This window comes from Cellulosimicrobium sp. CpK407, assembly GCF_051844275.1.
Classification (GTDB): domain Bacteria; phylum Actinomycetota; class Actinomycetes; order Actinomycetales; family Cellulomonadaceae; genus Cellulosimicrobium; species Cellulosimicrobium cellulans_G.
In genome coordinates this window covers 1-24,183 of the sequence record NZ_JBGNYC010000008.1, presented here as the reverse complement: position 1 = coordinate 24,183, position 24,183 = coordinate 1, and the positions used below count along the sequence as shown (strand labels likewise).

General features: G+C 74.2%; 19 protein-coding genes. 8 read left to right on the top strand and 11 right to left on the bottom strand.

Annotated elements, in window-relative coordinates; translation table 11 throughout:
* The first annotated feature begins 14 nt into the window (after nucleotides 1-14).
* Nucleotides 15-1,352: a type I glutamate--ammonia ligase gene (gene glnA, locus ABWU78_RS05550; protein WP_253050163.1), complete on the top strand. Its 1,338-nt coding sequence runs from the start codon at nucleotides 15-17 to the stop codon at nucleotides 1,350-1,352.
* The gene (locus ABWU78_RS05545; RefSeq protein WP_439157785.1) at nucleotides 1,349-4,492 is read left to right on the top strand and encodes a bifunctional [glutamine synthetase] adenylyltransferase/[glutamine synthetase]-adenylyl-L-tyrosine phosphorylase; all 3,144 of its coding nucleotides are present in this window, start codon (nucleotides 1,349-1,351) and stop codon (nucleotides 4,490-4,492) included. Before glnA (ABWU78_RS05550) ends, ABWU78_RS05545 begins: the two co-directional genes overlap by 4 nt.
* A 52-nt stretch (nucleotides 4,493-4,544) precedes the next feature.
* Here the strand turns inward: ABWU78_RS05545 and ABWU78_RS05540 are convergent, their stop codons facing one another.
* Nucleotides 4,545-5,186, bottom strand: a complete 642-nt coding sequence (locus ABWU78_RS05540; RefSeq protein ID WP_353709043.1) for an NADPH-dependent F420 reductase — start codon at nucleotides 5,184-5,186, stop codon at nucleotides 4,545-4,547.
* An 87-nt stretch (nucleotides 5,187-5,273) separates the two neighbouring features.
* Between ABWU78_RS05540 and ABWU78_RS05535 the strand changes: the two genes are divergently transcribed.
* Entirely contained in the window at nucleotides 5,274-6,869 is a 1,596-nt protein-coding gene (locus ABWU78_RS05535) for an SLC13 family permease (RefSeq protein WP_253050157.1), read from the top strand.
* A gap of 124 nt (nucleotides 6,870-6,993) precedes the next feature.
* A complete protein-coding gene (locus ABWU78_RS05530; RefSeq protein WP_439157784.1) occupies nucleotides 6,994-8,700 on the top strand; it encodes a flavin-containing monooxygenase in 1,707 nt (568 codons plus the stop codon).
* A 64-nt stretch (nucleotides 8,701-8,764) separates the two neighbouring features.
* Here the strand turns inward: ABWU78_RS05530 and ABWU78_RS05525 are convergent, their stop codons facing one another.
* The 3 genes from ABWU78_RS05525 to glnA (ABWU78_RS05515) all read right to left on the bottom strand — a co-directional run bounded on the left by ABWU78_RS05525 (nucleotide 8,765) and on the right by glnA (ABWU78_RS05515) (nucleotide 11,906).
* The gene (locus tag ABWU78_RS05525; RefSeq protein WP_439157783.1) at nucleotides 8,765-9,676 is read right to left on the bottom strand and encodes a glycoside hydrolase family 19 protein; all 912 of its coding nucleotides are present in this window, start codon (nucleotides 9,674-9,676) and stop codon (nucleotides 8,765-8,767) included.
* A gap of 198 nt (nucleotides 9,677-9,874) precedes the next feature.
* Nucleotides 9,875-10,261 (bottom strand): hypothetical protein, encoded by a 387-nt coding sequence (locus tag ABWU78_RS05520; protein ID WP_253050151.1) that lies wholly within the window; start codon nucleotides 10,259-10,261, stop codon nucleotides 9,875-9,877.
* A 220-nt stretch (nucleotides 10,262-10,481) separates the two neighbouring features.
* Nucleotides 10,482-11,906 (bottom strand): type I glutamate--ammonia ligase, encoded by a 1,425-nt coding sequence (gene glnA, locus ABWU78_RS05515; protein ID WP_439157782.1) that lies wholly within the window; start codon nucleotides 11,904-11,906, stop codon nucleotides 10,482-10,484.
* Nucleotides 11,907-12,167: 261 nt separating this feature from the next.
* Between glnA (ABWU78_RS05515) and ABWU78_RS05510 the strand changes: the two genes are divergently transcribed.
* Nucleotides 12,168-12,644, top strand: a complete 477-nt coding sequence (locus tag ABWU78_RS05510) for an RDD family protein (protein ID WP_253050147.1) — start codon at nucleotides 12,168-12,170, stop codon at nucleotides 12,642-12,644.
* A gap of 127 nt (nucleotides 12,645-12,771) precedes the next feature.
* Here the strand turns inward: ABWU78_RS05510 and ABWU78_RS05505 are convergent, their stop codons facing one another.
* From ABWU78_RS05505 to ABWU78_RS05485, 5 genes are all read right to left on the bottom strand, one after another.
* Nucleotides 12,772-13,515 (bottom strand): DUF4191 domain-containing protein, encoded by a 744-nt coding sequence (locus ABWU78_RS05505; protein WP_047233940.1) that lies wholly within the window; start codon nucleotides 13,513-13,515, stop codon nucleotides 12,772-12,774.
* A 10-nt stretch (nucleotides 13,516-13,525) separates the two neighbouring features.
* Nucleotides 13,526-14,536, bottom strand: coding sequence for a lipoyl synthase (gene lipA / locus ABWU78_RS05500; protein ID WP_353709048.1), 1,011 nt, complete (start codon nucleotides 14,534-14,536; stop codon nucleotides 13,526-13,528).
* Between the two features lie 108 nt (nucleotides 14,537-14,644).
* Nucleotides 14,645-15,997, bottom strand: coding sequence for an MFS transporter (locus ABWU78_RS05495; RefSeq protein WP_439157781.1), 1,353 nt, complete (start codon nucleotides 15,995-15,997; stop codon nucleotides 14,645-14,647).
* 83 nt (nucleotides 15,998-16,080) lie between these two features.
* Nucleotides 16,081-16,767: a lipoyl(octanoyl) transferase LipB gene (lipB, locus tag ABWU78_RS05490; protein WP_353709050.1), complete on the bottom strand. Its 687-nt coding sequence runs from the start codon at nucleotides 16,765-16,767 to the stop codon at nucleotides 16,081-16,083.
* Nucleotides 16,768-16,776: 9 nt separating this feature from the next.
* Nucleotides 16,777-17,283 carry a MarR family winged helix-turn-helix transcriptional regulator gene (locus tag ABWU78_RS05485; RefSeq protein WP_253050139.1) on the bottom strand — a complete coding sequence of 169 codons (507 nt, stop codon included), beginning with the start codon at nucleotides 17,281-17,283 and terminating at the stop codon, nucleotides 16,777-16,779.
* A 38-nt stretch (nucleotides 17,284-17,321) separates the two neighbouring features.
* Between ABWU78_RS05485 and ABWU78_RS05480 the strand changes: the two genes are divergently transcribed.
* Nucleotides 17,322-19,691, top strand: a complete 2,370-nt coding sequence (locus tag ABWU78_RS05480; RefSeq protein WP_439157780.1) for an MMPL family transporter — start codon at nucleotides 17,322-17,324, stop codon at nucleotides 19,689-19,691.
* Here the strand turns inward: ABWU78_RS05480 and ABWU78_RS05475 are convergent.
* Entirely contained in the window at nucleotides 19,604-20,317 is a 714-nt protein-coding gene (locus tag ABWU78_RS05475) for an HNH endonuclease family protein (RefSeq protein ID WP_439157779.1), read from the bottom strand. The two genes, ABWU78_RS05480 and ABWU78_RS05475, sit on opposite strands and share 88 nt — an antisense overlap.
* Before the next feature lie 163 nt (nucleotides 20,318-20,480).
* Between ABWU78_RS05475 and ABWU78_RS05470 the strand changes: the two genes are divergently transcribed.
* Together ABWU78_RS05470 and ABWU78_RS05465 are read left to right on the top strand one after the other, a co-directional pair.
* Nucleotides 20,481-21,521, top strand: coding sequence for a Gfo/Idh/MocA family protein (locus ABWU78_RS05470; RefSeq protein WP_439157778.1), 1,041 nt, complete (start codon nucleotides 20,481-20,483; stop codon nucleotides 21,519-21,521).
* Between the two features lie 107 nt (nucleotides 21,522-21,628).
* Nucleotides 21,629-23,080: a hypothetical protein gene (locus ABWU78_RS05465; RefSeq protein ID WP_439157777.1), complete on the top strand. Its 1,452-nt coding sequence runs from the start codon at nucleotides 21,629-21,631 to the stop codon at nucleotides 23,078-23,080.
* 53 nt (nucleotides 23,081-23,133) lie between these two features.
* On the opposite strand, the gene ABWU78_RS05460 is transcribed toward ABWU78_RS05465, so the two are convergent.
* Complete coding sequence (locus ABWU78_RS05460) at nucleotides 23,134-24,027, bottom strand: TIGR01777 family oxidoreductase (protein WP_353709056.1); 894 nt, start codon at nucleotides 24,025-24,027, stop codon at nucleotides 23,134-23,136.
* Nucleotides 24,028-24,183: the final 156 nt, after the last annotated feature.

Here is a 24,183-nt window from a genome sequence, read left to right as displayed (position 1 = left end):
GCAGGATGTACCGCATGGACAGGCAGCAGGAGTTCGTGCTCCGCACGGTCGAGGAGCGCGACATCCGCTTCATCCGGCTCTGGTTCACCGACGTGCTGGGCATGCTCAAGTCGGTGGCGATCGCGCCGGCGGAGCTCGAGTCGGCGTTCGCCGAGGGCATCGGGTTCGACGGCAGCTCGATCGAGGGCCTGACGCGCGTGTACGAGGCCGACATGATCGCCAAGCCGGACCCGACGACGTTCCAGGTGCTCCCGTGGCGCGGCGAGCGGCACGGCACCGCGCGCATGTTCTGCGACATCCTCACGCCGGACGGCGAGCCGTCCCTCGCGGACAGCCGGAACGTGCTCAAGCGCGCCCTCGCCAAGGCGAGCGACAAGGGGTTCACGTTCTACACGCACCCCGAGGTCGAGTTCTACCTGTTCAACCAGCCCGCCGACGCCGAGCACGGCCTCGTGCCCGTCGACCAGGGCGGGTACTTCGACCACCTCGCGCGGGGATCGACGCACGACTTCCGCCGCGCCGCGATCACGATGCTCGAGTCCATGGGCATCTCGGTCGAGTTCTCCCACCACGAGGCGGGGCCCGGCCAGAACGAGATCGACCTGCGCTACGCCGACGCCCTCACCACGGCGGACAACCTCATGACGTTCCGGACGGTCGTCAAGGAGGTCGCGCTCGAGCAGGGCGTGTTCGCGTCGTTCATGCCCAAGCCGATGGCCGAGCACCCCGGCTCCGGCATGCACACGCACCTGTCGCTCTTCGAGGGCGACCGCAACGCGTTCCACGAGCCCGGCGCCCAGTTCGAGCTGTCCAAGACGGCGCGCCAGTTCATCGCGGGGCTCCTGGTCCACGCGGCGGAGATCACCGCGATCACCAACCAGTACGTGAACTCGTACAAGCGCCTGTGGGGCGGAGCCGAGGCGCCGAGCTACGTGTGCTGGGGCCACAACAACCGCTCCGCGCTCGTGCGCGTGCCGATGTACAAGCCCGGCAAGGGCAACTCGAGCCGCGTCGAGTACCGTGCGCTCGACTCGGCCACCAACCCGTACCTCGCGTTCGCCGTCATGCTCGCCGCCGGTCTCAAGGGCATCGAGGAGGGCTACGAGCTGCCCGAGGAGACCGAGGACGACGTGTGGGAGCTCACCGACGCCGAGCGTCGTGCCCTGGGCATCAAGCCGCTCCCGCAGTCCCTCGACGAGGCCATCGCGGTCATGGAGAGGTCGGAGCTCGTGGCGGAGACGCTGGGCGAGCACGTCTTCGACTTCGTGCTGCGCAACAAGCGGCAGGAGTGGGACGGCTACCGCGCGCAGGTCACGCCGTTCGAGCTGAAGCGGTTCCTCCAGGTCCTGTGAGCGCGACGACGTCGGGCCGGTCCGGCGGTTCCCGCCGGCCGACGCTCACGGGGCGCCTCGCGCGCATCGGCTTCGCCGACATCTCGCGCTCGGCGGGCCTGCTCGCGGACCCGGACCTCGCGCTCCTGCTCGACGGCGGACGACCGCCGGGAGCGGACGGGGAGACGGAGGAGCCGGCGTCGGCGGTGGACGACGAGCTGCTCTCCGCCTTCGGCGGGGCAGCCGACCCGGACCTCGCGCTCCTGCAGGTCGTGCGGCTGGCCGGCGCGCTGCGGCCCGACGTCGAGGAGCGCTCGCCGCTCGCGGACCTCGCCCGGCGCACCCTGCGGCCCGGCGAGGCACGTGACCGCCTGCTCGCGGTGCTCGGCGCCTCGGTCGCGCTCGGTGACGACGTCGTGCGTCGTCCCGCGCTGCTCGAGATCCTCGCGGACCCGACCCCCGGGACCGGGGTGGACGCGCGCGACGTGCGGGCCGAGCTCCTGCGCGCGGCGGGCGCCGACCCGGACGCGGCGGTGCCCGTCGCCGACCAGCCCGGACCGGAGCGGGTGGACGCGCTGCGCCGCGCCTATCGCGAGCGGATCCTGCGCATCGCCGCCACCGACCTCACCGTGCCCGACCCGCTCACGCGCATGCCTGCCGTCGGGGCGGCGCTCGCGGACCTGGCTGCGGCGGCGCTCGAGGGCGCGCTCGCGATCGCCCGCGCGGAGCTCGACGACCACGGAGCGGGCGTGCGGCTCGCGGTCATCGGCATGGGCAAGTGCGGGGCGCGCGAGCTCAACTACATCTCCGACGTGGACGTCGTCTACGTCGTCGAGCCCGCCGAGGGGCACGACGAGGCGTACGCGACGACGGCGGGGGCCCGGCTCGCGACGAGTCTCGCGCGCGTGTGCTGGGGCACCTCGGGGGAGCCCGCCCTGTGGCAGGTCGATGCCGCGCTGCGTCCCGAGGGCAAGCAGGGCCCGCTCGTGCGCACGCTCGCGAGCCACGTCGCGTACTACGAGCGGTGGGCCAAGACCTGGGAGTTCCAGGCGCTGCTCAAGGCGCGCACGGTCGCAGGGGACCGGGACCTGGGGCGCGCGTACGAGGAGGCGATCGCGCCGTTCGTGTGGTCGGCGGCGGGTCGGGAGAACTTCGTCGAGGACTCGCAGGCGATGCGCCGGCGCGTCGAGGACCACGTGCCCGCGGCCGAGGCCGACCGTCAGCTCAAGCTCGGCAAGGGCGGGCTGCGCGACGTCGAGTTCACCGTCCAGCTCCTGCAGCTCGTGCACGGGCGGTCGGACGAGTCGATCCGCAGCCGGGGCACGCTCACGGCGCTCGCCGAGCTCGCCGCCGCCGGGTACGTCGGCCGCGAGCACGCGGCCCGGCTCGGGGTCTGCTACCGGTTCCTGCGCTCGCTCGAGCACCGCATCCAGCTCTACCGGCTCCGGCGCACCCACCTCGTGCCGACCGCCGAGGACGAGCTGCGCCGTCTCGCGCGGTCGCTCGGGATGCGCGCCGAGGGCGCCGAGGGCCTCACCGAGCGCTGGCGCGCGACGCGCCGCGAGGTGCGGGGCCTGCACGAGGAGATCTTCTACCGCCCGCTCCTGCCCGCCGTCGCGCAGCTCTCCCCGGACGAGGTGAGCCTCGCCCCGGAGGCGGCGAAGGCGCGCTTCGCGGCGATCGGCTACCGCGACCCCGCGGGCGCGATGCGCCACGTCACGGCGCTCACCGAGGGCGTGAGCCGACGCGCGGCGATCCAGCGACAGCTCCTGCCCGTCATGCTCGGCTGGTTCGCCGAGGGCGCGGACCCCGACGCGGGCCTGCTCGCGTTCCGCACGCTCTCCGAGACGCTCGGCGCGACCCACTGGTACCTCAAGCTGCTGCGCGACTCCGGCTCCGCGGCGCAGCGGCTCGCGCACCTGCTCTCGAACTCGCGCTACATGGCCGACGCGCTCGCCCGGTCGCCCGAGTCCGTCCGGTGGCTCGCGGACGACGCCGACCTCGCGCCGCGCGGCATCCAGCGGCTCACGGCCGAGACCGACGCGATCCTCACGCGCGCCGACGAGGTCGAGCCCGCGACGGTGAGCCTGCGCGCGGTGCGCCGGCGTGAGCTCGCGCGGACCGGCGCCGCCGAGCTGCTGGGAGTCGTCGACGCGGTCGACGCGGCCCGGAGCATCTCCGACGCCGCAGACGTCGTGCTCGCGGGCGCGCTCCGGATCGCCGAGTTCGTCGCGCGCGGCGAGCTCGGGTACGACGCCCAGGACCCCGGGTCCGCCCCGGCTCGCCTGCTCGTCGTCGCGATGGGACGCCTCGGCGGGCGCGAGATGGGCTACGGCTCGGACGCCGACGTGATGTTCGTGCACGACCCGCGGCCCGGCGTCCAGAGCAGCGACGCCCAGGCGTACGCGCTCGCCGTCGCGACGCGGCTGCGCCAGCTCCTGTCCGCCGTCGGCCCGGAGCCCGCGCTCCCGGTCGACGCCGACCTGCGGCCCGAGGGGCGCAACGGCCCGCTCGTGCGTTCGCTCGCGTCGTACGCCGAGTACTACGAGCGGTGGTCGAGCGTCTGGGAGGCGCAGGCGCTGCTGCGTGCGCGCCCGGTCGCGGGCGACCTCGACGGGCTCGGCGCGGAGCTCACCCACGTCGTCGACGGCCGCCGCTACCCGCAGGGCGGGCTGGACGTCGCGGAGGTGCGCGAGGTGCGGCGCATCAAGGCGCGCGTCGAGTCCGAGCGGCTCCCGCGAGGCGTCGAGGCCTCGCGCCACCTCAAGCTCGGCCGCGGGGGAGTGTCGGACGTCGAGTGGACCGTCCAGCTCCTCCAGCTCCAGCACGCCCACGACGTGGCCGGGCTGCGCACCACGTCGACCGTCGACGCGCTCGAGGCCGCCGTGACGGCCGGGCTCGTCGAGGCGGACGACGCCGCGGTCCTCGGCGAGGCCTGGCACCTCGCGTCCCGGCTGCGCAGCGCGCTCGTGCTGTGGTCGGGCCGGACGACCGGCACGACCGTGGACGTGCTGCCGCACGACCGGTTCGCGCTCACCGGGCTCGCGCGCGTGCTCGACCTGCCGGACGTCGACACGGGCGCGGAGCTCGAGGAGCACTTCCTGCGCACCGCGCGGCGCGCCCGGACCGTCATGGAGCGCGTCTTCTACGGCGAGGACTGAGCCCGACGCCGCGCGACGGACGAGCTCGGCCCGGGCTGCCCGTCGCGCGCGATCAGATCGTGCGGGGAGCGCGGGCGAGGTTCTCGCGCAGCTCGTCGGCGTCCTGGCGCGCGACGTAGGCCGGCCGGTCCCGCTCCACCCGCCACGACTCCGCGAGCGGGCTCGTGTCGACCGTGTCGAAGCCGAGCTCGTCGTAGAAGCTCGCGACCCAGTCCGCCGCCTCCGGGAAGTCGCTCGCGGTCGCCAGGGCGCGGCGTCCCGGCGTGCCTGCGGGGGTCCCGTCGGTCGTGATGTCCGTCGACCGGATGTGGTTGAACGCCTTGGCCACCTTGGACCCCGCCAGGTGCTCCTGGAGCAGGCCCGACGACGTGGCCTCGCCGCGGTCGAGCGCCTCGACGTGGCCGTCGCGCTCCCAGTAGTAGTTGTTCGCGTCGAGCACGATCTTCCCGTCGAGCGGCTCGACCGGGACCTTGCGGTACGCCCCGAAGGGCACCGCCACGACGGCGACGTCCGCGGCCCGCGCGGCGTCCTCCGCCGTCGCCGACCGCGCCCGCGGGCCGAGCTCGGCGACGAGGTCGTCGAGGGTCCGGGGGTCCCGCGAGTTCGCGATGACCACGTCGTAGCCGTGGGCGATCGCCGCCCGGGCGACCTGAGAGCCGATGTTGCCTGCGCCGATGATCCCGAGAGTCGTCATGGTCATCGACAACGCACCGGCGCGCCCGCTATTCCGGTGACCTTCCGGACGGGGTCGTGTGGCATCCTTCCGTCCCAGGGGGTGCCCATGATCGATCCGCTGGTCGCGACGTTCGTGATCCTCGCGTTGGCGGTCGTCGGCTTCATGACGAACCGGCTCCCGCTCGTGGTCGTCGCGCTCTTCGTGCCCGTCGCGCTCTGGGCGACGGGGGTGCTGCCGCTGGACGCCGCGCTGGGTGGCTTCAGCGACCCGATCGTCCTGTTCATCGCGACCCTGTTCGTGCTCAGCGACGCTCTGGACTCCACGGGGATCACCGCGTGGATCGGGCAGTGGCTCGAGCGGCGCGCCTCGCTGGGGCGGGCCGGGCTGCTCGCGCTGATGGTGGGCGTCGCGGCGCTCCTCGCGGCGGTCATCAGCATCAACGGCGCCGTCGCGGCGCTGCTCCCGGTCGCGGTCGTGGCCGCCGCCCGGGCCGGCATCGTCCCCTCGCGCATGCTCGTCCCGCTCGCGTTCGCCGCGGGCGCCGGATCGCTCCTGACGCTGACCGGCACGCCCGTGAACATCATCGTGTCCGAGGCGGCGGCCGAGGCGGGCGGTCAGGAGTTCGGCTACTTCGAGTTCGCGCTGGTGGGGATCCCGCTCGTCCTCGCCACGGCCGTGCTCGTCGTGACGCTCGGCGACCGGCTGCTGCCGGAGCGTGTCCCCGAGCACCTCGCGGACACGGCCACCGACCCGCGCGAGCGGGTGCGCTCGTGGCGCGAGAGCTACCCCGCGGACCTGGACACGGGTCGCCTGTTCACGGGCGGCACAGGGGTCGTCGAGGTGCTCATCGCGCCCCGCTCCACGCTCGTGGGGCGCCGGGTGAGCCCCGGCATGACGACGCGGGACGAGGGCCTCGTCGTGCTCGCCATCCGCCGCGGTGACGGCAGCACCACGGGCCCCGAGTCCGAGGCCCCCTCGGGTCCGATGATCCTCCAGCCCGGCGACGCCGTGCTCGTGCGTGGGCCGTGGGACGCGCTCCACCGGTACACCCAGTCGCCCGACGTCATCGCCGTCGACTCCCCGCGCAGCCTGCAGCGCGGCGTCCCGCTCGGACGCGGCTGGCGGCGCTGCCTCGGGGTGCTGGTCGCGACGATCGTGCTGCTCGCGACCGGGGTCGTGCCGCCGGTCATCGTGGGCCTGCTCGCGGCGGGCGCCCTCGTGCTCCTGCGGGTCGTCACCGTGCCGCAGTCGTTCCGCGCGATCTCGTGGGACACCGTCGTGCTCATCGCGGCCCTCATCCCGCTGTCCGCGGCGTTCGTCTCCTCGGGCGCGGCCGACGCGATCGCGGACGTCGTGCTCCGGCTCACCGGCGGCGGCTCACCGCACCTCGCGCTGCTCGTCGTGTGCGTGCTCACCCTCGTGCTCGGCCAGTTCATCTCGAACGTCGCGACGGTCCTCGTGATGGCGCCGGTCGCGGTGTCGTTCGCGCAGACGCTCGGGGTGAGCGTGCAGCCGTTCATGATGGCGCTCACGGTCGCGGGCGCCGCGGCGTTCCTGACCCCGATCGCCACGCCGGTCAACCTCATGGTCCTGCAGCCGGGCGGCTACCGGTTCGGCGACTACTGGCGCCTGGGCCTGCCCCTCGCGGTCGTGTTCCTCGCCGCCGCGGTCCTCTACGTGCCGCTCGTCTGGCCGTTCTGACGCGCTTCACGGCACCGCCGGCGTGCCGTGGCAGGAAGCCGCCGCGCGTGGGACGGTATACCGCGTCGCGCGGGGCCGTCCGCCCCTGCGGCGTCCGGACGGACCTGAGACAGGGGAGCGGTGCATGGACGATGTGGCGAGCGGCGGCGGGACGTACGACGCGGTCGTGATCGGGGCGGGTTTCTCGGGGCTGGCGATGCTCCACCATCTCCGGGAGGTCGGGCTCTCCGTCCTCGTGGTCGACGCCGCCGCGGGAGTCGGCGGGACGTGGTGGGCCAACCGCTACCCGGGCGTGCGCACCGACTCGGAGTACCTCGCGTACGCCTTCTCGTTCTCCCGCGAGGTGCGCGACGAGTGGGACTGGAGCGAGCGCTACCCGCGCGGCGAGGAGATCCGCGCCTACCTGGAGTTCGTCGCCGACCGGCTCGACCTGCGGCGCGACATCCGGCTGAGCACGGCCGTCGAGCGGGCGGAGCACTCGGACGCCACGAACCTGTGGACGCTCACCCTCGCCGACGGGTCGACGCTGCGGGCCACCTATCTCGTGTCGGCGACCGGGCTGCTCTCCCGCCCCGTGTACCCCGACCTCCCCGGGCTGGACACCTTCGGCGGGCCTGCGTACCACTCGGCGAGGTGGCCGCACGAGGGGGTGGACCTGTCCGGCAAGCGCGTCGGGCTGATCGGCGTCGGCGCGTCCGGGATCCAGATGCTCCCGGAGCTCGCCGCGCAGGCGGCCCACGTCACGGTCTTCCAGCGCACCCCGAACTACGTCCTGGAGACGACGAGCCCCGCGGTGACCGCCGACGAGCTCGCCGCGCTGCGGGCGGACTACGACGCCGTCTTCGAGCGCGCGGCCCAGCACCCGTTCGGCGTGCCGATGGAGATCCCGACGCGGTCGGCGCTCGAGGTGGACGACGACGAGCGCCGCCGGGTGTTCGAGTCACGGTGGGAGGCCGGGGGCTTCCGGTTCGCCAACGAGTGCTTCACGGACCTGGTCTCCAGCCCCGAGGCGAGCGCGCTCGCGTCCGACTTCCTCCGCGGCAAGATCCGCGAGATCGTCACCGACCCCCGGACCGCCGAGGCGCTCAGCCCCTCCACCTACACGTTCATGGGCAAGCGCCCGCCCACCGGGCACGGCTACTACGCCGCGTACAACCGGGAGAACGTCGAGCTCGTCGACGTCCTCGCGAACCCGATCGCGCGAGTCACGCCGCGCGGCGTCGTCGTCGCCTCCGAGGACGGGACGGAGGAGGCCGAGCACGACCTCGACGTGCTCGTGCTCGCGACGGGCTTCGACGCCATGACCGGGGCGCTCACCGCGTTCGACGTCGTCGGTCGCGAGGGCGTCACGCTGCGCGAGCGGTGGGAGCGCGACGGCCTGCGGACGTACCTGGGGATCTCCGTCCACGGGTTCCCCAACCTCTTCCTGTCGCTCGGGCCGCAGACGCCGCTGTCCAACCTCACCGTGCCGGTCCAGCGCGGCGCGCAGTGGCTCCAGCGCGCGCTGGCCTACGCGCGGGAGAACGGCGTCGCGCAGCTCGAGGCGACGCGCGAGGCCGAGGAGTGGTGGTACGAGGAGACCGAGCGCGCCGCCCGGGCCACGGTCATGTACGAGGAGGGCAAGAAGGCCGGCGCCTGGTTCGTCGGCGGCAACGTCCCCGGCAAGCGCGCGGAGATGGCGGTGTACCTGGGCGGGGGACCCGCCTACCAGGACGCGTGCGCGCGGGCCGCGGCCGAGCAGTACGCCGGGTTCCGCCCCGGCTCCGGGCTGCCGACGGTCCACGTGCCCGCGACCGCCGCGGAGACCGCCGCAGTCCCTGCCGGAGGCTGACAGGCGGGTGCGGTGCGCCCCCTGCGCGCACCGCACCCGCCTCGCTGCCCGCGGGACGAACCGGTCAGCAGTACAGACCCGAGCCCGGGGCCACGCCCAGGACCTCGGTGATGCGCACGTACCGGTCCACCCGGGACTGCACGGACGCCGGGTTGCCGCCGTCGCACTCGAGCGCACCGTTGAGCGAGTTGATCGTCTGGCCGAACCCGGCACCCGAGACCATCGCCTGGTGCGACGTCATCACCCCGGGGCCGTTCTGCGTGTTCCAGTACCAGAGCGCCGTCTGCCAGGCGACGGACGGGTCCTCCTCGACGAGCCACGGGTCGTTCAGCAGGTCGATCCCGAGCGCGTCGCCCGCGGCCTTGTAGTTGAAGTTCCAGCTGAACATGATCGGCCCGCGGCCGTAGTACGCCGTCTGGCCGGCGGGGCAGCCGAACGGCTGCTCGTCGTCGCACTTGATCCAGTAGTTGGCCTCGTTGATCTCCTTCACGTACCGCAGCCCGACCGACTCGAAGTCCGCGTGCGTGAGGAACGCGGCGACCTCGCGCGTCCGCGTCTCGGGCGTGCCCGTGCTCGCGAACGCGGGGTAGGCGCCCAGCGCGTCGACGAACCCGTCGTACGTGTAGAACGGGTGCCGGTTCGGGAAGATCGCGTCGAACTCCGCGCGGCTCACGACGAAGTCGTCCCCACCCCCGACGCACCGGCCCGCATCCACCCAGACGCTCGTCGACCCCGGCGTCTCGCGCTGCGTCCACCAGCGAGCCGTCCAGTTCCGCCCGTGGTGCGACGCCGTCTGGCCGCCCGAGTACGCCGTCGTGGCCGACCACGTCGCGGCGCACGCGGCGGCGCTCGCGGACGGGTCGGCGGTCGCGGGCGCCGCGGACGCGCTCGCCGGAGCGGCGAGCGACGCCACCACGACGGTCGACACCAGCGCGGACGCGACGGCCGTGAGGGCGCGCCGGAAGCGTGTGCTCATGAATCCCCCTGCTCTGTGGGCGGCATCGTTACCGCCGCTCACAAACCTAGCGCGCGCGGGGCACCACGACAAGCAAGACGTCCGGGACACCCGTGCCCGGCGGTCGAGCCCATGGCGGCGGGGAGGAGCGCCGGCGCACGCGGGGCCGTGCGGAGATCGGGGTGCCCGCGGCGCGCCACCGGCGAGCGAGAGCACGGCCTACCGGTGGGCGTGCGTCCCGTAGAACGCCCGGATGCGCTGCTGGGTGGTCGGGTCGAGGCGTCGTCGTCGGCTGGGCGCGCCGACGTCGTGGGCGGCGAGCCACCTTCTGAGGGCGGTGGGGTGTACGTCGACGATCTCGGCGAACTCCTCGACCGTGGGCCATGAGGGCTGTGGTGTCCGCACGCGAGGGCCCATCGCGGCGTGGTGCAGGTCCTGTCCCCACGCCATCGCCTCGGCCGGCGTCGTGAAACCGCCGATCCGTCCCGGGGTGGGGTACGGCTTCTCCAGGCACCACTCGTCCCCGCGGGGCACGATGCGGTACTGCCCCTCGCGCGCGCTCGCCTGATAGCTGCCGTCCTCCGACCGTCCCCAGTCCAGCCTCATGAGTACCAGTCTCGGCGGTAAGCGCTCTCTGGCAAGGCGAGCGCCAGAATTCACCCTCGCGGCACCGACCTCGTCCACGGCCATCCCTGCGCCGACCGGTGGCAGGAGACGACAGAGTCCGCACGAGCCGCCGCCGGTAGGGTGCTGGCGGCTCGTGCGGACTCTGCGGACCAGAGCATCGTCCCGCTCGCGTCGACGCAGGTCAGACGCAGAGAGTCGGTCAGATGTCGTAGTAGAGCTCGAACTCGTGGGGGTGCGGGCGCAGGCGGATCGGGTCGATCTCGTTGGTGCGCTTGTAGTCGATCCACGTCTGGATGAGGTCCGGCGTGAAGACGCCACCCTCCGTGAGGTACTCCTGGTCGGCCTCGAGCGCGTCGAGCGCCTCGCTGAGGGACGCGGGGACCTGCTGGATCTGCGCGTGCTCCTCGGGCGGCAGCTCGTAGAGGTCCTTGTCGATCGGCTCCGGCGGCTCGATGCGGTTCTTGATGCCGTCGATGCCGGCGAGGAGCTGCGCGGCGAACGCGAGGTACGGGTTGGCCGACGGGTCCGGCACGCGGAACTCGACGCGCTTGGCGGCGGCGGAGGAGCCGGTCACCGGGATGCGGATGCACGCCGAGCGGTTGCGGGCCGAGTAGACCAGGTTGACCGGGGCCTCGTAACCGGGGACCAGGCGGTGGTAGGAGTTCACCGACGGGTTGGTGAACGCGAGCAGCGACGGGGCGTGCTTGAGCAGGCCGCCGATGTACCAGCGCGCGATGTCGGAGAGACCGCCGTAGCCCTTCTCGTCGAAGAACAGCGGCTTGCCGTCCTTCCAGAGGGACTGGTGGGAGTGCATGCCCGAGCCGTTGTCGCCGAAGATCGGCTTCGGCATGAACGTGACGGACTTGCCGGCCTCGAACGCCTCGTTGCGGATGACGTACTTGAACTTCATCAGGTCGTCGGCCGCGTGCAGCAGCGTGTTGAAGCGGTAGTTGATCTCCTGCTGGCCCGCGGTGCCCACCTCGTGGTGCGCGCGCTCGACCTCGAGGCCGACCTGCTCCAGCGTGGCGCACATGTCGTCGCGTAGGTCCGCGAAGCGGTCGGACGGGGAGACGGGGAAGTAGCCGCCCTTGTAGCGCGTCTTGTACGCGAGGTTGCCACCCTCCTCCTCACGGCCCGTGTTCCACGCCGCCTCGATGGAGTCGAGGTAGTAGAAGCTGGAGTGCTGGTTCGTCGCGAACCGCGCCTCGTCGAAGAGGTAGAACTCGGCCTCGGGCGCGAAGAACGCGGTGTCGGCGATGCCGGTGGAGCGCAGGTACGCCTCGGCCTTGGCCGCGATGTTGCGGGGGTCGCGCGAGTACGGCTCGCCCGTGAACGGGTCGACGATGGAGAAGTTCACGACGAGCGTCTTGCGCTTGCGGAACGGGTCCACGAATGCGGTCTTGACGTCCGGCACGAGCTTCATGTCCGACTCGTGGATCGCCTGGAAGCCGCGGATCGACGACCCGTCGAACATCAGGCCGTCCTCGAACGCCTTCTCGTCGAACTGCGAGACGGGGATGTTGAAGTGCTGCATGATGCCGGGCAGGTCGCAGAACCGGACGTCGACGAACTCGACGCCCTCGTTCCGCGTGAAGGCGATTGCCTCCTCCGCGTTGTTGAACATCCGTTGCTCCTTGATCGGGTGGTGCCGTCGGGCTGCGCGGCGAACCTGCCGCTGACGTGGCGCCCACGAACCTAGGCCGAGGCGGTTTCCCCGCCGTGTACCCATTGTTTCCGTCGTGTTACGTCCCGCGTCCCCGTGTGACGTTCGTGCTACACGAGGGCACGCGGCAGCCGCCGGCGGGCGGTGTGCCGTTCGGCACGATACCGCCGTGGGTGCCCGAACCGTCGAGGTCGTCCACCGACCGGCACGTACCCTGGTCCCGTGGTTTCACGCGAGGACATGGGTTCGTGGCTCGAGGGCACCCCGGGCGGCCAGCAGGGCGGTCGCGGTGCGCGGCTCGGTCTCCCGCCGGACGGACCGGGTTCGCTCGCGACCCTGGGACGGCGTGTCGTCGCGCTCGTCATCGACTGGGTGCTCGCGACGCTCGTCGCGTTCCTCTTCTTCCGGCCTGCCGTGCCGGGCTTCTTCGAGGGCATCTCCGCGCTGCCGGTGTGGTCGCAGCCGCTCGTCTTCGCGATCGAGAACGTCCTGCTCGTGAGCACGCTGGGGTTCACGGTCGGGCACCGCGTGATGGGCATGCGGGTCCGCCGTCTCGCCGAGCCGGCCCGCATGGTCGGCATCGGCCGCGGGGCGCTGCGCACCGTGCTCCTGTGCCTCGTCATCCCCGCGGTCGTGTGGGACGCCGACGGGCGCGGTCTCCACGACCGCGCTGCGGGCACCGTCCTGGTCCGCACCTGACGGCGGCTCCGACCCGCGTCCCGCTCAGCGGGTCGCCCGGGCCGGAAGCTCACCCGGCACGACGACGCCCGGCCGGTGAGGAGCGAGCCTCGCCCGGCCGGGCGTCGTCGTGCAGGAGGAGTGCGTGTCAGCGCCCCTTGAGGCCCTTGCGGTCGGGGCGGGCGCGCGTCGGGTCGATCCCCTTGGGGATCGGCAGGCGCGAGACCCCGAGCGCGCGCAGGCGCTTGGAGACCTCGGCCGTCTCCGGCTTGGTGAGCGACGGCTTGAGCTTCTGGACGGCGCGCGGGAGCTTGGGAAGGGCGACCTGGCCCTCCTCGTCGCCGACCTGGATCGTCGTGATCGGCACGTTCGGCAGCACGCGCGCGACGCGCTTGCGCTCGGCGTCGAGCTGACGCTTCGCGCGGTGCGCCGGACCCTCGCTCACGAGCACGACACCGGCCCGGCCGACGCCGCGGAACACGAGGTCCTGCGTGCGCGGGTCGATCGCGACGGGCTCCTCGTCGAACGTCCAGCCGCGGCGGATCGTCCCGAGCGCGGCGCGCGCCGCGCCGGGCTGGCCCTCGATCTGCTGGTACGCGGCGCGCTCGGCGCGACGCGTGAGGACGAACATCGCGCCCAGCGCCGCGAACGGGATGCCGACGATGAGGGTGTAGACCCACTGGCCCCACCACAGGCCGATGCCCAGCGCGACGGCGAGGATGCCGACGAACACGCCGAGCATGACCCACGTGACCGCGGGGTCCTGCTTGCGCGTCATCTGGTACGCGGCCCACACCTGGTGGTACCAGCGCTGCTTCTTGGGCTTCTTCTGCTTCGCGACCTGCTCGCCGGCGGCGGGCGCGCCGGTGCTGTCCGAGTTCTTGCGGGCCATGCCGGTCAGTCTAGTGGGGCGAACGGGCCAGCAGGCTCGCGGCCTCCTGGCGGGACGTCGTCGGCTCGGCGAGGTGCGCGAGAGCCGCCGGGATCTCCATGCCGCGGCGCGTCATGGCCTGGCCCCACAGGCGTCCCGCGCGGTAGGACGACCGTACGAGCGGGCCGGACATGACGCCGAGGAAGCCTATCTCCTCCGCGGCGTCGGACAGCTCGACGAACTCCTCGGGCTTGACCCACCGGTCCACCGGGTGGTGGCGCAGCGACGGGCGCAGGTACTGCGTGATCGTCACGAGGTCGCAGCCGGCGTCGTGCAGGTCCTGCAGCGCCTCCTTGGCCTCCGCGATCGTCTCGCCCATGCCGAGGATGATGTTCGACTTGGTCACCAGCCCGGCCTCGCGCGCCCGCGTGAGGACCGACAGCGAGCGCTCGTAGCGGAAGCCCGGGCGGATCTGCTTGAAGATGCGCGGCACGGTCTCGAGGTTGTGCGCGAGCACCTCGGGGCGGGAGTCGTTCACCTCGTCGAGCAGCTCGGGGATCGCGTTGAAGTCGGGGATGAGCAGCTCGACGCCCGTCCCCGGGTTGAGCTGGTGGATCTGGCGGACGGTCTCCGCGTAGAGCCAGGCACCGCCGTCGGGCAGGTCGTCGCGTGCGACGCCCGTGATGGTCGAGTAGCGCAGGCCCATCGCCTGGACGGACTCGGCGACGCGCCGCGGCTCGTCCGCGTCGAAGTCGGCCGGCTTGCCCGTGTCGATCTGGCAGAAGTCGCACCGGCGCGTGCACTGGTCGCCGCCGATGAGGAACGTCGCCTCGCGGTCCTCCCAGCACTCGAAGATGTTGGGACAGCCCGCCTCCTCGCAGACCGTGTGCAGGCCCTCGCGCTTCACGAGGCCCTTGAGCTCGGAGTATTCAGGACCCATCGTCGCGCGGGTCTTGATCCACTCGGGCTTCTTCTCGATCGGCGTCGCGGCGTTGCGGGCCTCGACCCGCAGCATGCGCCGTCCTTCAGGTGCGATCGTCACGGGTGTCTCCCGGTCGTCGTGGCGAGTGAGCGCCGACGTCGCGCCGAGCAGGCAGTGGGCGGGCGCACCGTTCGGGTGCGCGCGCCCGGGTACGACGCCGGACTCCGGTCAGACTACGCGCTCGCGCTCGTCGTCTCCCGCGCGTCGCTCACCCTGTGGACGTGACGTCAACGACACCCCGGTCGCGACGAGCAGGACCGCCGCGACGACGGGCAGCCAGAAGGCGGTCGTCGTCGAGACGGCGTCGGCGAGCGCGCCGCCACCGGAGGCGCCGACCGCCACACCGACGACGTTCGCGCTCGCCACGAGCGTCATGGCTGACGCCGTGCGCCCGGCGGGTGCGCGCTCGCCGGCGACGGTGAACACCGTGACCATCACCGGCCCGACGAACAGGCCGGTCGCGGCGACCGCGACGACGACGGCGGTCAGCGAGCCGCTCGCGGCGGCGAGGACGAGGGCGACCGTGCCCGCCACGAGCCCGGCAGCGAACGTGATCCACCGGCTGCGCAGACCCCACCGGCGGGGGAGCGCGACGACCGACAGCGCGGTGACGGCGGAGCCCACGCCCATCACGGCGTAGACGAGGCCCGCGCTCCCGGGGACGCCCGCGTCGCGGGTCAGCGCGGTGAGCGCGGCCTGGGTCCCGCCGAACAGGAGGCCCATCGCGAGCATCCCGACGAGCACGACGGCCTCGCGCCGTACGAGCGCGAGCGTCCCGACGGTGTCGGTGGCCGCGCTCGTCGTGCCCGTGCCCGTTCCCGCGTCGGACGAGGTGGCGGGGGCGTGGAGGGTCGCGCGCGCCGTCGGGTGGAGAGCGAACGCGGTACCGAAGACGGCGATCCCGCCCGCGGCGGCGAGGACCGCGACCTGCGGCGAGCCGGCGGACGCGAGGACGCCGACGAGCGCGGGGCCGAGCACGAAGCTCACCTCGTCGGCGGTGCTCTCGTAGCTCATCGCAGCCTCGACGGTGCGCGGCTCGTCGGCGGCGAGCCGGAGCCAGCGCACGCGCGCGAGCGGGCCGACCTGCGGCGCGCTCGCTCCCGTCACCGCCGCGGCGGCGAGGACGGCGGCCGTCGCGCCGGGCGCGGAGGCGGCGAGGACGAGACCGAGCACGGCGAGCGTCGCGACGGGGACGGCGACGAGCAGGACCCGGCGCTGACCGACGCGGTCGGCGAGCGCGCCCTGGGTCGGGCCGCCGAGCGCCGTCCCGAGCGCGGTCGCCGCCGAGGCGAGCCCGCCGATCGCGACGGACCCGGTCGTCGAGGACACCAGGAGCAGGGTCCCGATGGTGAGCATCGAGAACGGGAGCCGGGCGAGGAACGCCACGGGGAGGAACGCGCGGCCCGCGAGCTGCGGCAGCCGGGCGTAGCCGCTGCGCCCCGGCGCGTCGGGGCGGGGAGGAGCGGGCAGGGGCGGGGAGGTGCGGGCGCGCGACGTCGGGCGCGCGGGGGTGGTGGTCATGCGGTCCAGGTCCTCGGGGTACGTCCTACCGCGCGCCGACCCACCCGTACTCCGGCGCGCGAGGATTCCCTGGAGTCCCCAGCCTAGCCCGCGAGCGCGTCCTGCGGGGAGGTCGGGTGCGCGTCGTCCCACGCGGTCGCGGCGAGCAGCGGCGTGAGCGCGTCCTCCAGCGCGGCGACGAGCAGCGGCGCGACCTCGGCGAGCGTGACCTCGCGCCCGAGCTCGGCGGTGAGCGAGGTCACGTCGGCGTCCTCGATCCCGCACGGGACGATCCGGTCGAAGCGGGAGAGGTCGGGCACGCAGTTGAGGGCGAGCCCGTGCATCGTCACGCCCTTCGCGACGCGCACGCCGATCGCGCAGACCTTGCGCTCGCGGCGCGTCGCGTCGGCAGCGACCCAGACCCCGCTGCGTCCCTCGACGCGCATCGTCGCGAGACCGAGCCGAGCGCACACGCCCATGACGGCCTCCTCGAGCGCGCGCACGTACGCGACGACGTCGACCGGCTCGGCGAGCCGCACGATCGGGTAGGCGACCTGCTGGCCCGGGCCGTGCCACGTGATCTTCCCGCCGCGGTCCACGTCGACGACGGGCGTGCCGTCGTCGGGCCGCTCGTCACGGCGCGTGCGGCGGCCGGCGGTGTAGACGGAGGGGTGCTCGACGAGGATCAGGGTGTCCGGCCGGGTGGTCGCGACGACGTCGTCGTGCACCGCGCGCTGGAGGTCCCAGGCCTCGTGGTACTCCGTGATCCCGGGCAGCGCGAGCAGGTCCATCGGCTCAGGTTAGCCCTCGTCGTGGGGAGTCCGCGGCAACGTCTCGAGCAGCGCGAGGAGGGCGTCCCGCAGCGCCGCGATCTGGGCGTCGTCGAGCCCGCGGGTCGCGAGCTCCTCGGCGGGACGACGCCGCGCGGCGGCCAGGCCCGCCTCGCGCCCGGCCGCGGTGATCGCGACGGCGCGACGGCGGCGGTCGGCGGGGTCGTCGGTGCGGGTCACGTACCCGGAGCGCTCGAGCCGGGCGACGACCCTGCTCATGGTCTGCTCGGTCACGCCCGACTCCTCGGCGAGGGCCCGCTGCGAGCGAGGTCCGGCGAGCAGGTGCATGAGCACGGGGAAGCCCGCATGGTTGAGGTCCCACTGCCCGAGGTGGGCGTTCCACTCCCGCTCGATCCGGCGGGCGACGGCGAACAGGAGGCGGCCGGTGGCCCACTCCCGGGGGTCGGTGGGTGTGGGGTCGCCGACGTCCGGGCCGGCGTACCGCCCGGTGCTGCCGCTGCTCGACGCGTGCTCCAACGTGCATTCCTCCCTCCGCCATGGCACCATTCCTCAGCATGCTGAGCAATAGGACGGGCGGGTTCCTCCGCGGGCTGATCATTGTCGCAGTCATCGGTCTGTGGATGGCGATCGGCGCGCTGGGCGGGCAGGCCCAGGGGCGCCTGAGCAGCGTGCAGACGAACGACGCCGCCGCGTTCCTCCCGGCGAGCGCCGAGTCCACGCGCGCCGCCGAGGTCGCCCAGGAGTTCACCGACTCCGAGACCCTGCCCGCGCTCGTCGTCGCCACGACGGGCGACGGCAGCGCCCTGACGCCCGAGGACCTCGCCGCGCTCGACGCGTTCGCCCGGGCGGTCCCGGACGCCCCGCTCGCGGGGACGTCGGGCGACGAGCCCGCGACCGTCGGCGACGTCTCCGTCGCCGACCCCGTCGTCGTGCCGTCCGAGGACGGCGAGGCGGCGCTCGTCGTCGTCTCGCTCGACGCGTCCGTCGCGTCCGACCGGATCGGCGCCGACGAGGACAGCGTGAGCGAGCTGGCGGTCGGCGCGCTGCGCGACCTCGCCGCCGCGGACGCGTCCGAGGGCGGGCTCGCCGGGACCTCGCTCGACGTCTGGGTCACCGGCCCGGCCGGGTTCGTGGCCGACCTCGTCACCGCGTTCGGCGGGATCGACACCGTCCTCCTGCTCGTCGCGCTCGGCGCCGTGCTCGTGATCCTCGCGATCGTCTACCGGTCGCCGATCCTGCCGTTCCTCGTGATCCTCACGGCCGTGCTCGCGCTGACCCTCGCGGGCCTCGTCGTCTACCACCTCGCCGCCGCCGACGTCCTCACGCTCAACGGGCAGTCGCAGGGCATCCTCTCGATCCTCGTCGTGGGCGCGGCGGTCGACTACTCGTTGCTCGTCGTCGCCCGGTACCGGGAGGAGCTGCGCCTCGTCCGCTCCACCACGGTGGCGCTGCGGCGGGCGGTGCGCGCCTCGGTCGAGCCCGTCGCCGCGAGCGCGGGGACCGTCATCGCGGGCCTGCTGTGCCTGCTCCTGTCCGACCTGTCGTCCAACCGCAGCCTCGGCCCGGTCGCCGCGATCGGCATCGCCGCGGCGTTCGTCGCCGCGCTCACGCTCCTCCCCGCCCTCCTGCTCGTCGCCGGCCAGCGGTCGCGCGCGCTGTTCTGGCCGCGCATGCCCCGGTACGAGGGCGCGCACGCCGAGCACGACGGCGGGGCGACGGACGCGCAGACCACGCCCGTCGAGAGCGACGACGCGGTGCGCGTCGACGGGCACGGCGTGTGGTCGCGCGTCGCGAGCTTCGTCGGTCGGCACGACCGGCGCGTGTGGGTCGTCACGGCGCTGGTCCTCGCCGCGTGCGCGGCGTTCGTCCCGACGCTCGACGCCGAGGGAACGGGCGACTCGGAGGTGTTCCTCGCGGACGTCGACTCCGTCGCCGGCGAGGCGGCGCTCACGGAGCACTTCGAGGGCGTCTCCGCGCAGCCCGCGATCGTGATCGCCCCCGAGGAGGACCTCGACGCGGTCGTCGCGGCCGCCGAGGGCACCGAGGGCGTCGCCGCCGCCACGCCGGTCACCGACCAGCCTGCCGCGGCGCCGGGCGCACCCGCGCGCGGCGAACCGCTCGTCGTCGACGGACAGGTGCGGGTCGACGTCACGACCGACGCGCCGTCGGACAGCCAGGAGGCCGTCGAGACCGTCTCGGCGCTCCGTGACGCCGTGCACGACGTCTCGCCCGACGCGATGGTCGGGGGCGCCGCCGCCGAGCGGCTCGACACGCAGCTCGCGGGCCAGCGCGACCTGCGGACCATCGTGCCGGTCGTCCTCGCCGTGATCCTGCTCATCCTGATCCTGCTGCTGCGGTCCGTCGTCGCGCCGGTGCTCCTCATGCTCGCCAACGTGCTGTCGTTCGGCGCCGCGCTCGGCGTCGCCGCGATCGTGTTCGACCACGTGCTCGACTTCCCGGGCGCCGACCCGGCCGTCCCGCTCTACGCGTTCTGCTTCCTCGTCGCGCTCGGGGTCGACTACTCGATCTTCCTCATGACGCGCGTGCGGGAGGAGAGCCTGCGGGTCGGGACGCGGCGCGGCGTCCTGCGGGGCCTCGCGGTCACGGGGTCGGTCATCACGTCGGCCGGGGTCGTGCTGGCCACGACGTTCGCCGCGCTCGGCATCATCCCGCTGCTGTTCCTCGCCCAGCTCGCGTTCATCGTCGCGTTCGGCGTCCTCGTCGACACGCTCGTGGTGCGGTCGCTGCTCGTGCCCGCGCTCGTGCACGACGTCGGCCGTCGGGCCTGGTGGCCGAGCGCGCTCGGGCGCACGGACCGGTGCCCGGGGGAGCCGGGTCAGCCGGCGGGGAGCGGCTCGGCCGGGCAGTCCGCGAGCACGCGCGCCATCGCCTCGGACTCCGACGGCGTCACCGCGAGCTCGTAGGCGGTCTTCACGGCGACCTGCCGCGCGACGTACGGGCAGCGGAACGCGTGGTTCGGGGGCAGCCACGCGGACGCGTCGCGAGCGCCCTTGGCCTGGTTCGCGGGGCCGTCGGACGCGAGGAGGTTGAGCGGGTCGTTGGCGAACTGCCGACGCGTCTCGTCGTCCCAGGCGCGCGCGCCCTTGCGCCACGCGTCGAGCAGCGGCACCACGTGGTCGATCTGGACCGCCATGCTCGTCGCGTTGCCGCGGCGGAAGTCGATGGTCTCGCCGGTGTACGGGTCCTGGAAGGTGCCCGTGCGCACCTCGCAGACCTCGCCCCGGGCCGAGAACGTGAGGTCGGTGAGGTCGCGCGCGAGGATGTCGTTGCGGGTGTCGCACCCGTTGCCGTCGACGTCCGCCCACGCGGGACCGAAGAGCCCCCGCTCGTAGCCCGTGTCCGGACCGGGCCCCTTCACCTCGAGCCGCGCCAGCGCCTCGAGCGCGCTGCCCGGGGTCGGGGCCGGCTCGTCGTCGGCGGCGACGGACTGCTGGTTGATCACGTTCGCGACCACGATGGCGACCGCCAGGGCGATCAGGACGTAGCGCAGGACGCTCCGACGAGGGACGCGGCGGCTCGTGGTGCTCAAGGGACGACCTTCCCGAAACCGATTCTCGGCCCGACCCGCGCGAGACGGTACGCAGCGCTCCATACCGGACCAACGCGCACATTCTGCCAGGTTCGCGGGGGTGCTCGGACCATCCCGGCGGACGCCTCCGGCGCCCGTCGCGGTCACGGCTAGATTGGTCGGCATGGACACCGCCGCGCGCACGCTCAGGGTCGGGATCGTCGGGTACGGGGGAGCAGGCCGGGGCATCCACGCGCGCCTCGTCCGCGAGGCCGGGCACGTGGTCACGGCGGTCGTCGTCCGGTCGCCCGAGCGTCGGGCCGCCGCCGCCGAGGACTGGCCGGACGCGCACCTGCACGACGACCTCGACGCGCTCCTCGCGGACCGCGCCGCCTACGACGTCGTCGTCGTCGCGAGCCCGTCGGCCCTGCACGCCGACCACGCCACCGCGCTCGCGCGGGCGGGGGTACCCGTCGTCGTGGACAAGCCGCTCGCGCTCGGCGCGGCGTCGTCCCGCGCCGTCGTGGAGGCGGCCGAGGCAGCGGGCACGCCCCTCACCGTCTTCCAGAACCGCCGCTGGGACCCCGAGCAGCTCACCCTGCGCTCCGTGCTCGACCGCGGCGAGATCGGGCGCGTGCACACGTTCGAGCGTCGGTGGGAGCGGTGGCGCCCCGTGCCGCAGCAGCGCTGGAAGGAGAACGACCTCGTCGGCGGCGGCCTGCTCCTCGACCTCGGGCCGCACCTCGTCGACTCCGCGACGCAGCTCTTCGGGCGCGTCACCGGCGTGTGGGCCGAGCTGCGCTCGCACACCACCCCCACCGAGGACGACGTCTTCCTCGTGCTCCACCACGCGCCCGACGCCGACGGGAACGCGGTTGTGAGCCGACTCTGGGCCGGCTCCGTCGTCGGCGCCCCCGGGCCGCGCACGCGCGTGCTCGGGACGACCGGGGCGTACGTCGTCACGACGTTCGAGAACGACGCGTCGCCCTTCGAGGTCTTCGACGACGCCGCCCCCGAGGGCACGCTCGGCTGGGTCACGCGCGGTCGCGAGCGCGAGCCCGTCCCGCAGGCACCGGGCGGTCACGCCGACTTCTACCGTGCCGTCGCGGACTGGATCCTCGACGACGGGCCCGTCCCCGTCGACCCGCACGACGCCGTCCGCACCGCCGAGGTCCTCGACGCCGCCCGTCGCAGCGCCCGCGAGGGTCGCCTCCTCGACGTCTGACCGCCCCCGGCGTCCCGACCCGCCCGCGCCCGGGACGCGGCACCGGGCGGAGGATCCGGCCTGTGGACAACGGCACGGCGGGGTCCGGCACGCGGTGAGATGGGGGCATGCCGTCGTCGACGTCGCGCCGCGCGCGACCGCCCGTGGAGTCCGTCGCCGACCTGGTACCCGTGCTCGCGGCCGCGGGATGGTCGGTGCGGCGGGAGCCCGGCGCGAGCGGTGGGTCCGTCGCGTACGACGACGCGGGCACGGTGTGCGAGATCGCCCGGCTGGAGGTCCCCGAGGGCCCGGGGGCTCGCGCGGTGCTGGTCGAGCACCTGCACGCGCTCTCCGAGGAGCACGAGCACGTCGTGGCGGTGCGTGGTGTCGTCGAGGCGGGGGAGTCGTCGCTCGTGGTGCTCACCGACCACGTCGACGGGCTGCGTCTCGACGAGCTGGCGGCGGCACGGGAGCCCTTCCGGGCTGCCGAGGCGGTCACGGTGCTGGTCCCCGTCGCGCAGGGCCTGGCGCGGCTCCATCGGGACGGGCGCGCGCACGGGAGCCTCGAGGCGGCGTCGGTGGTCGTCACGCCGAGCGGGAGGGCCGTCCTGCGCCCGGCGCTGGCGCCCGCGCGCGGGACCGCGGCGGACGACGTGCGGGACCTCGCCCGGGTCGTGCTCGACCTCGTGCCGCCCCCGGCGTCGAGCCACCCGTCCTACCGCGCGACCGGCGACCCGGAGGAGGCGCGCGACCTCGCGGCGCTCCACGCCGAGCTCGCGGTGGCGCTGCGCGACGAACCGTCCGCGCGACCTGCCGCGGGGACGTTCGCCGCGCGCTGCTACGACGCCGTGGTGCCGCGACCGGTCGTGATGCCCGACCCCGCGCGTCTCGTGGCCGGTGCTCTCGGCGGTCGGCGGACCGTGCGGCCCGGCGTCGCGGTACGGACGGTGTCCGGGAGCGCCGCGCGTGGTGGGACCGGGCCCCGTGGGCGGGGCGCGCGGGCCCGACGGCGACGGGCGGTTCGCGCCGTCGGCACGAGCCTGGCGATCCTCACCGGGTGCGCGGCGCTCGTGGTGCTCCTGGTGCACCTGGGAGCGTCGTGGACGGCCGCGCCCGACGGCGGCGAGAGGGCGCCGAGCACGGTCGCGACCGCCGTCGAGCCGGCCGAGGACGCGAGGGCGGTGCTCGACCCGGACGACCCGGGCGGGGCCGCACGGGCCCTCACGGCGCGCCGGCTCGCGCTGCTCACCGAGGGCACGGGCGACCTGTCGTCGGTGGTGGTCGCGGGCTCGTCGGCGGAGGCGCGGGACGCCGCGGTGCTGGCGGCGCTCGAGGGCGTGGACGTGCTCGACGCGCGGGCGGAGGTCTTCGACGCCCGACCCGTCGAGGGCTGGTCGCGCGCGGCGGCCGGGGCGGGCACGGTGCCCGCCGACGCGGTCGTCGAGGTCGACTACGCCGTCAGCGCGCACCGGCAGCGCACGGACGGCGACGAGCTGCAGGTGCCCGCGACGCCGCGGACGACCGTCGTGCTCGTGCTCCGCTGGACCGACGCCGGGTGGCGTGTCGTCGAGGTGCGCTGAGGCGCACCGCCGCGGGGTCCGGTCCGACCTGGCTCGGACGTCGGGGCGAGGCGTCAGCGCCGCTCGGCGACCCGCCGGACGGCGTCGTCGAGGAGGGGGTCGGAGTAGGTGAACCCGCTCGCCTCGAGCACGGTGGGGAGGGCGCGCTGGGAGCCGAGGATGTCCGAGGCCAGCTCGCCGAGCACGACGCGCAGCGCGACGGAGGGGACGGCCAGCACGGCCGGGCGGTGGAGCTCTCGCGCGAGCGCGCGGGTGATCTCCGCGTTCGTGGCCGGGTGGGGGGAGCAGAGGTTGACCGGCCCGTGCACGGGCGCGGTGAGCAGGTGGCGCAGCGCGTCGACCTCGTCGCGCAGCGTGATCCAGCTCCAGTACTGCGTGCCGGGGCCGAGGCGTCCGCCGACGCCGAGCCGCAGCAGCGGGAGGAGCCGGCCGAGGGCGCCGCCCTCGGAGGAGAGCACGATGCCCGTCCGGGCGTGGACCACGCGGACGCCCGCCTGCTCGGCCGGCGCGGTCGCGGCCTCCCACTCCCGGACCAGCCGGGCGAGGAACCCGTCGCCCGACGCCGACGTCTCGGTGAGCACCTGCGCGCCCCGGTCGCCGTAGTAGCCGATCGCGGAGCCCTGGACCCAGACCGGCGGTGGCGCGTCGAGGCCGGCCATGGTCCGGGCCAGGAGGCCGGTGGTCCGGGTCCGGGACGTGACCAGGGTGCGCTTGTACTCGGTCGTCCAGCGGTGGTCGCCGATCCCTGCGCCCGCGAGGTTCACGACGGCGTCGGCCCCCGCGAGCACGCCGGGGTCCAGGACGCCGGCGTCGGGGTCCCACTCGTGCTCGTCGGACGTCTGCGGGGCACGCCGCACGAGCCGGCGCACGCGGTGGCCGTCCTCGCGCAGCCGCTCGAGCAGCTCCGCACCGATGAATCCGTGCGAGCCCGCCACGACGATGTCCATGGGGCCACGCTACGGGGCCGCGACCGTCCCGCGCACCCGTGGCCGGGAACTTCTCCGCGACCCGGCCCGCGCCAGGTCACGGGAACGCCGCGAGGCCCCGACCGTGGGTGGTTGGGGCTCACGCCCGCGTGCCGGGCGACGTCGACGATACGGGTC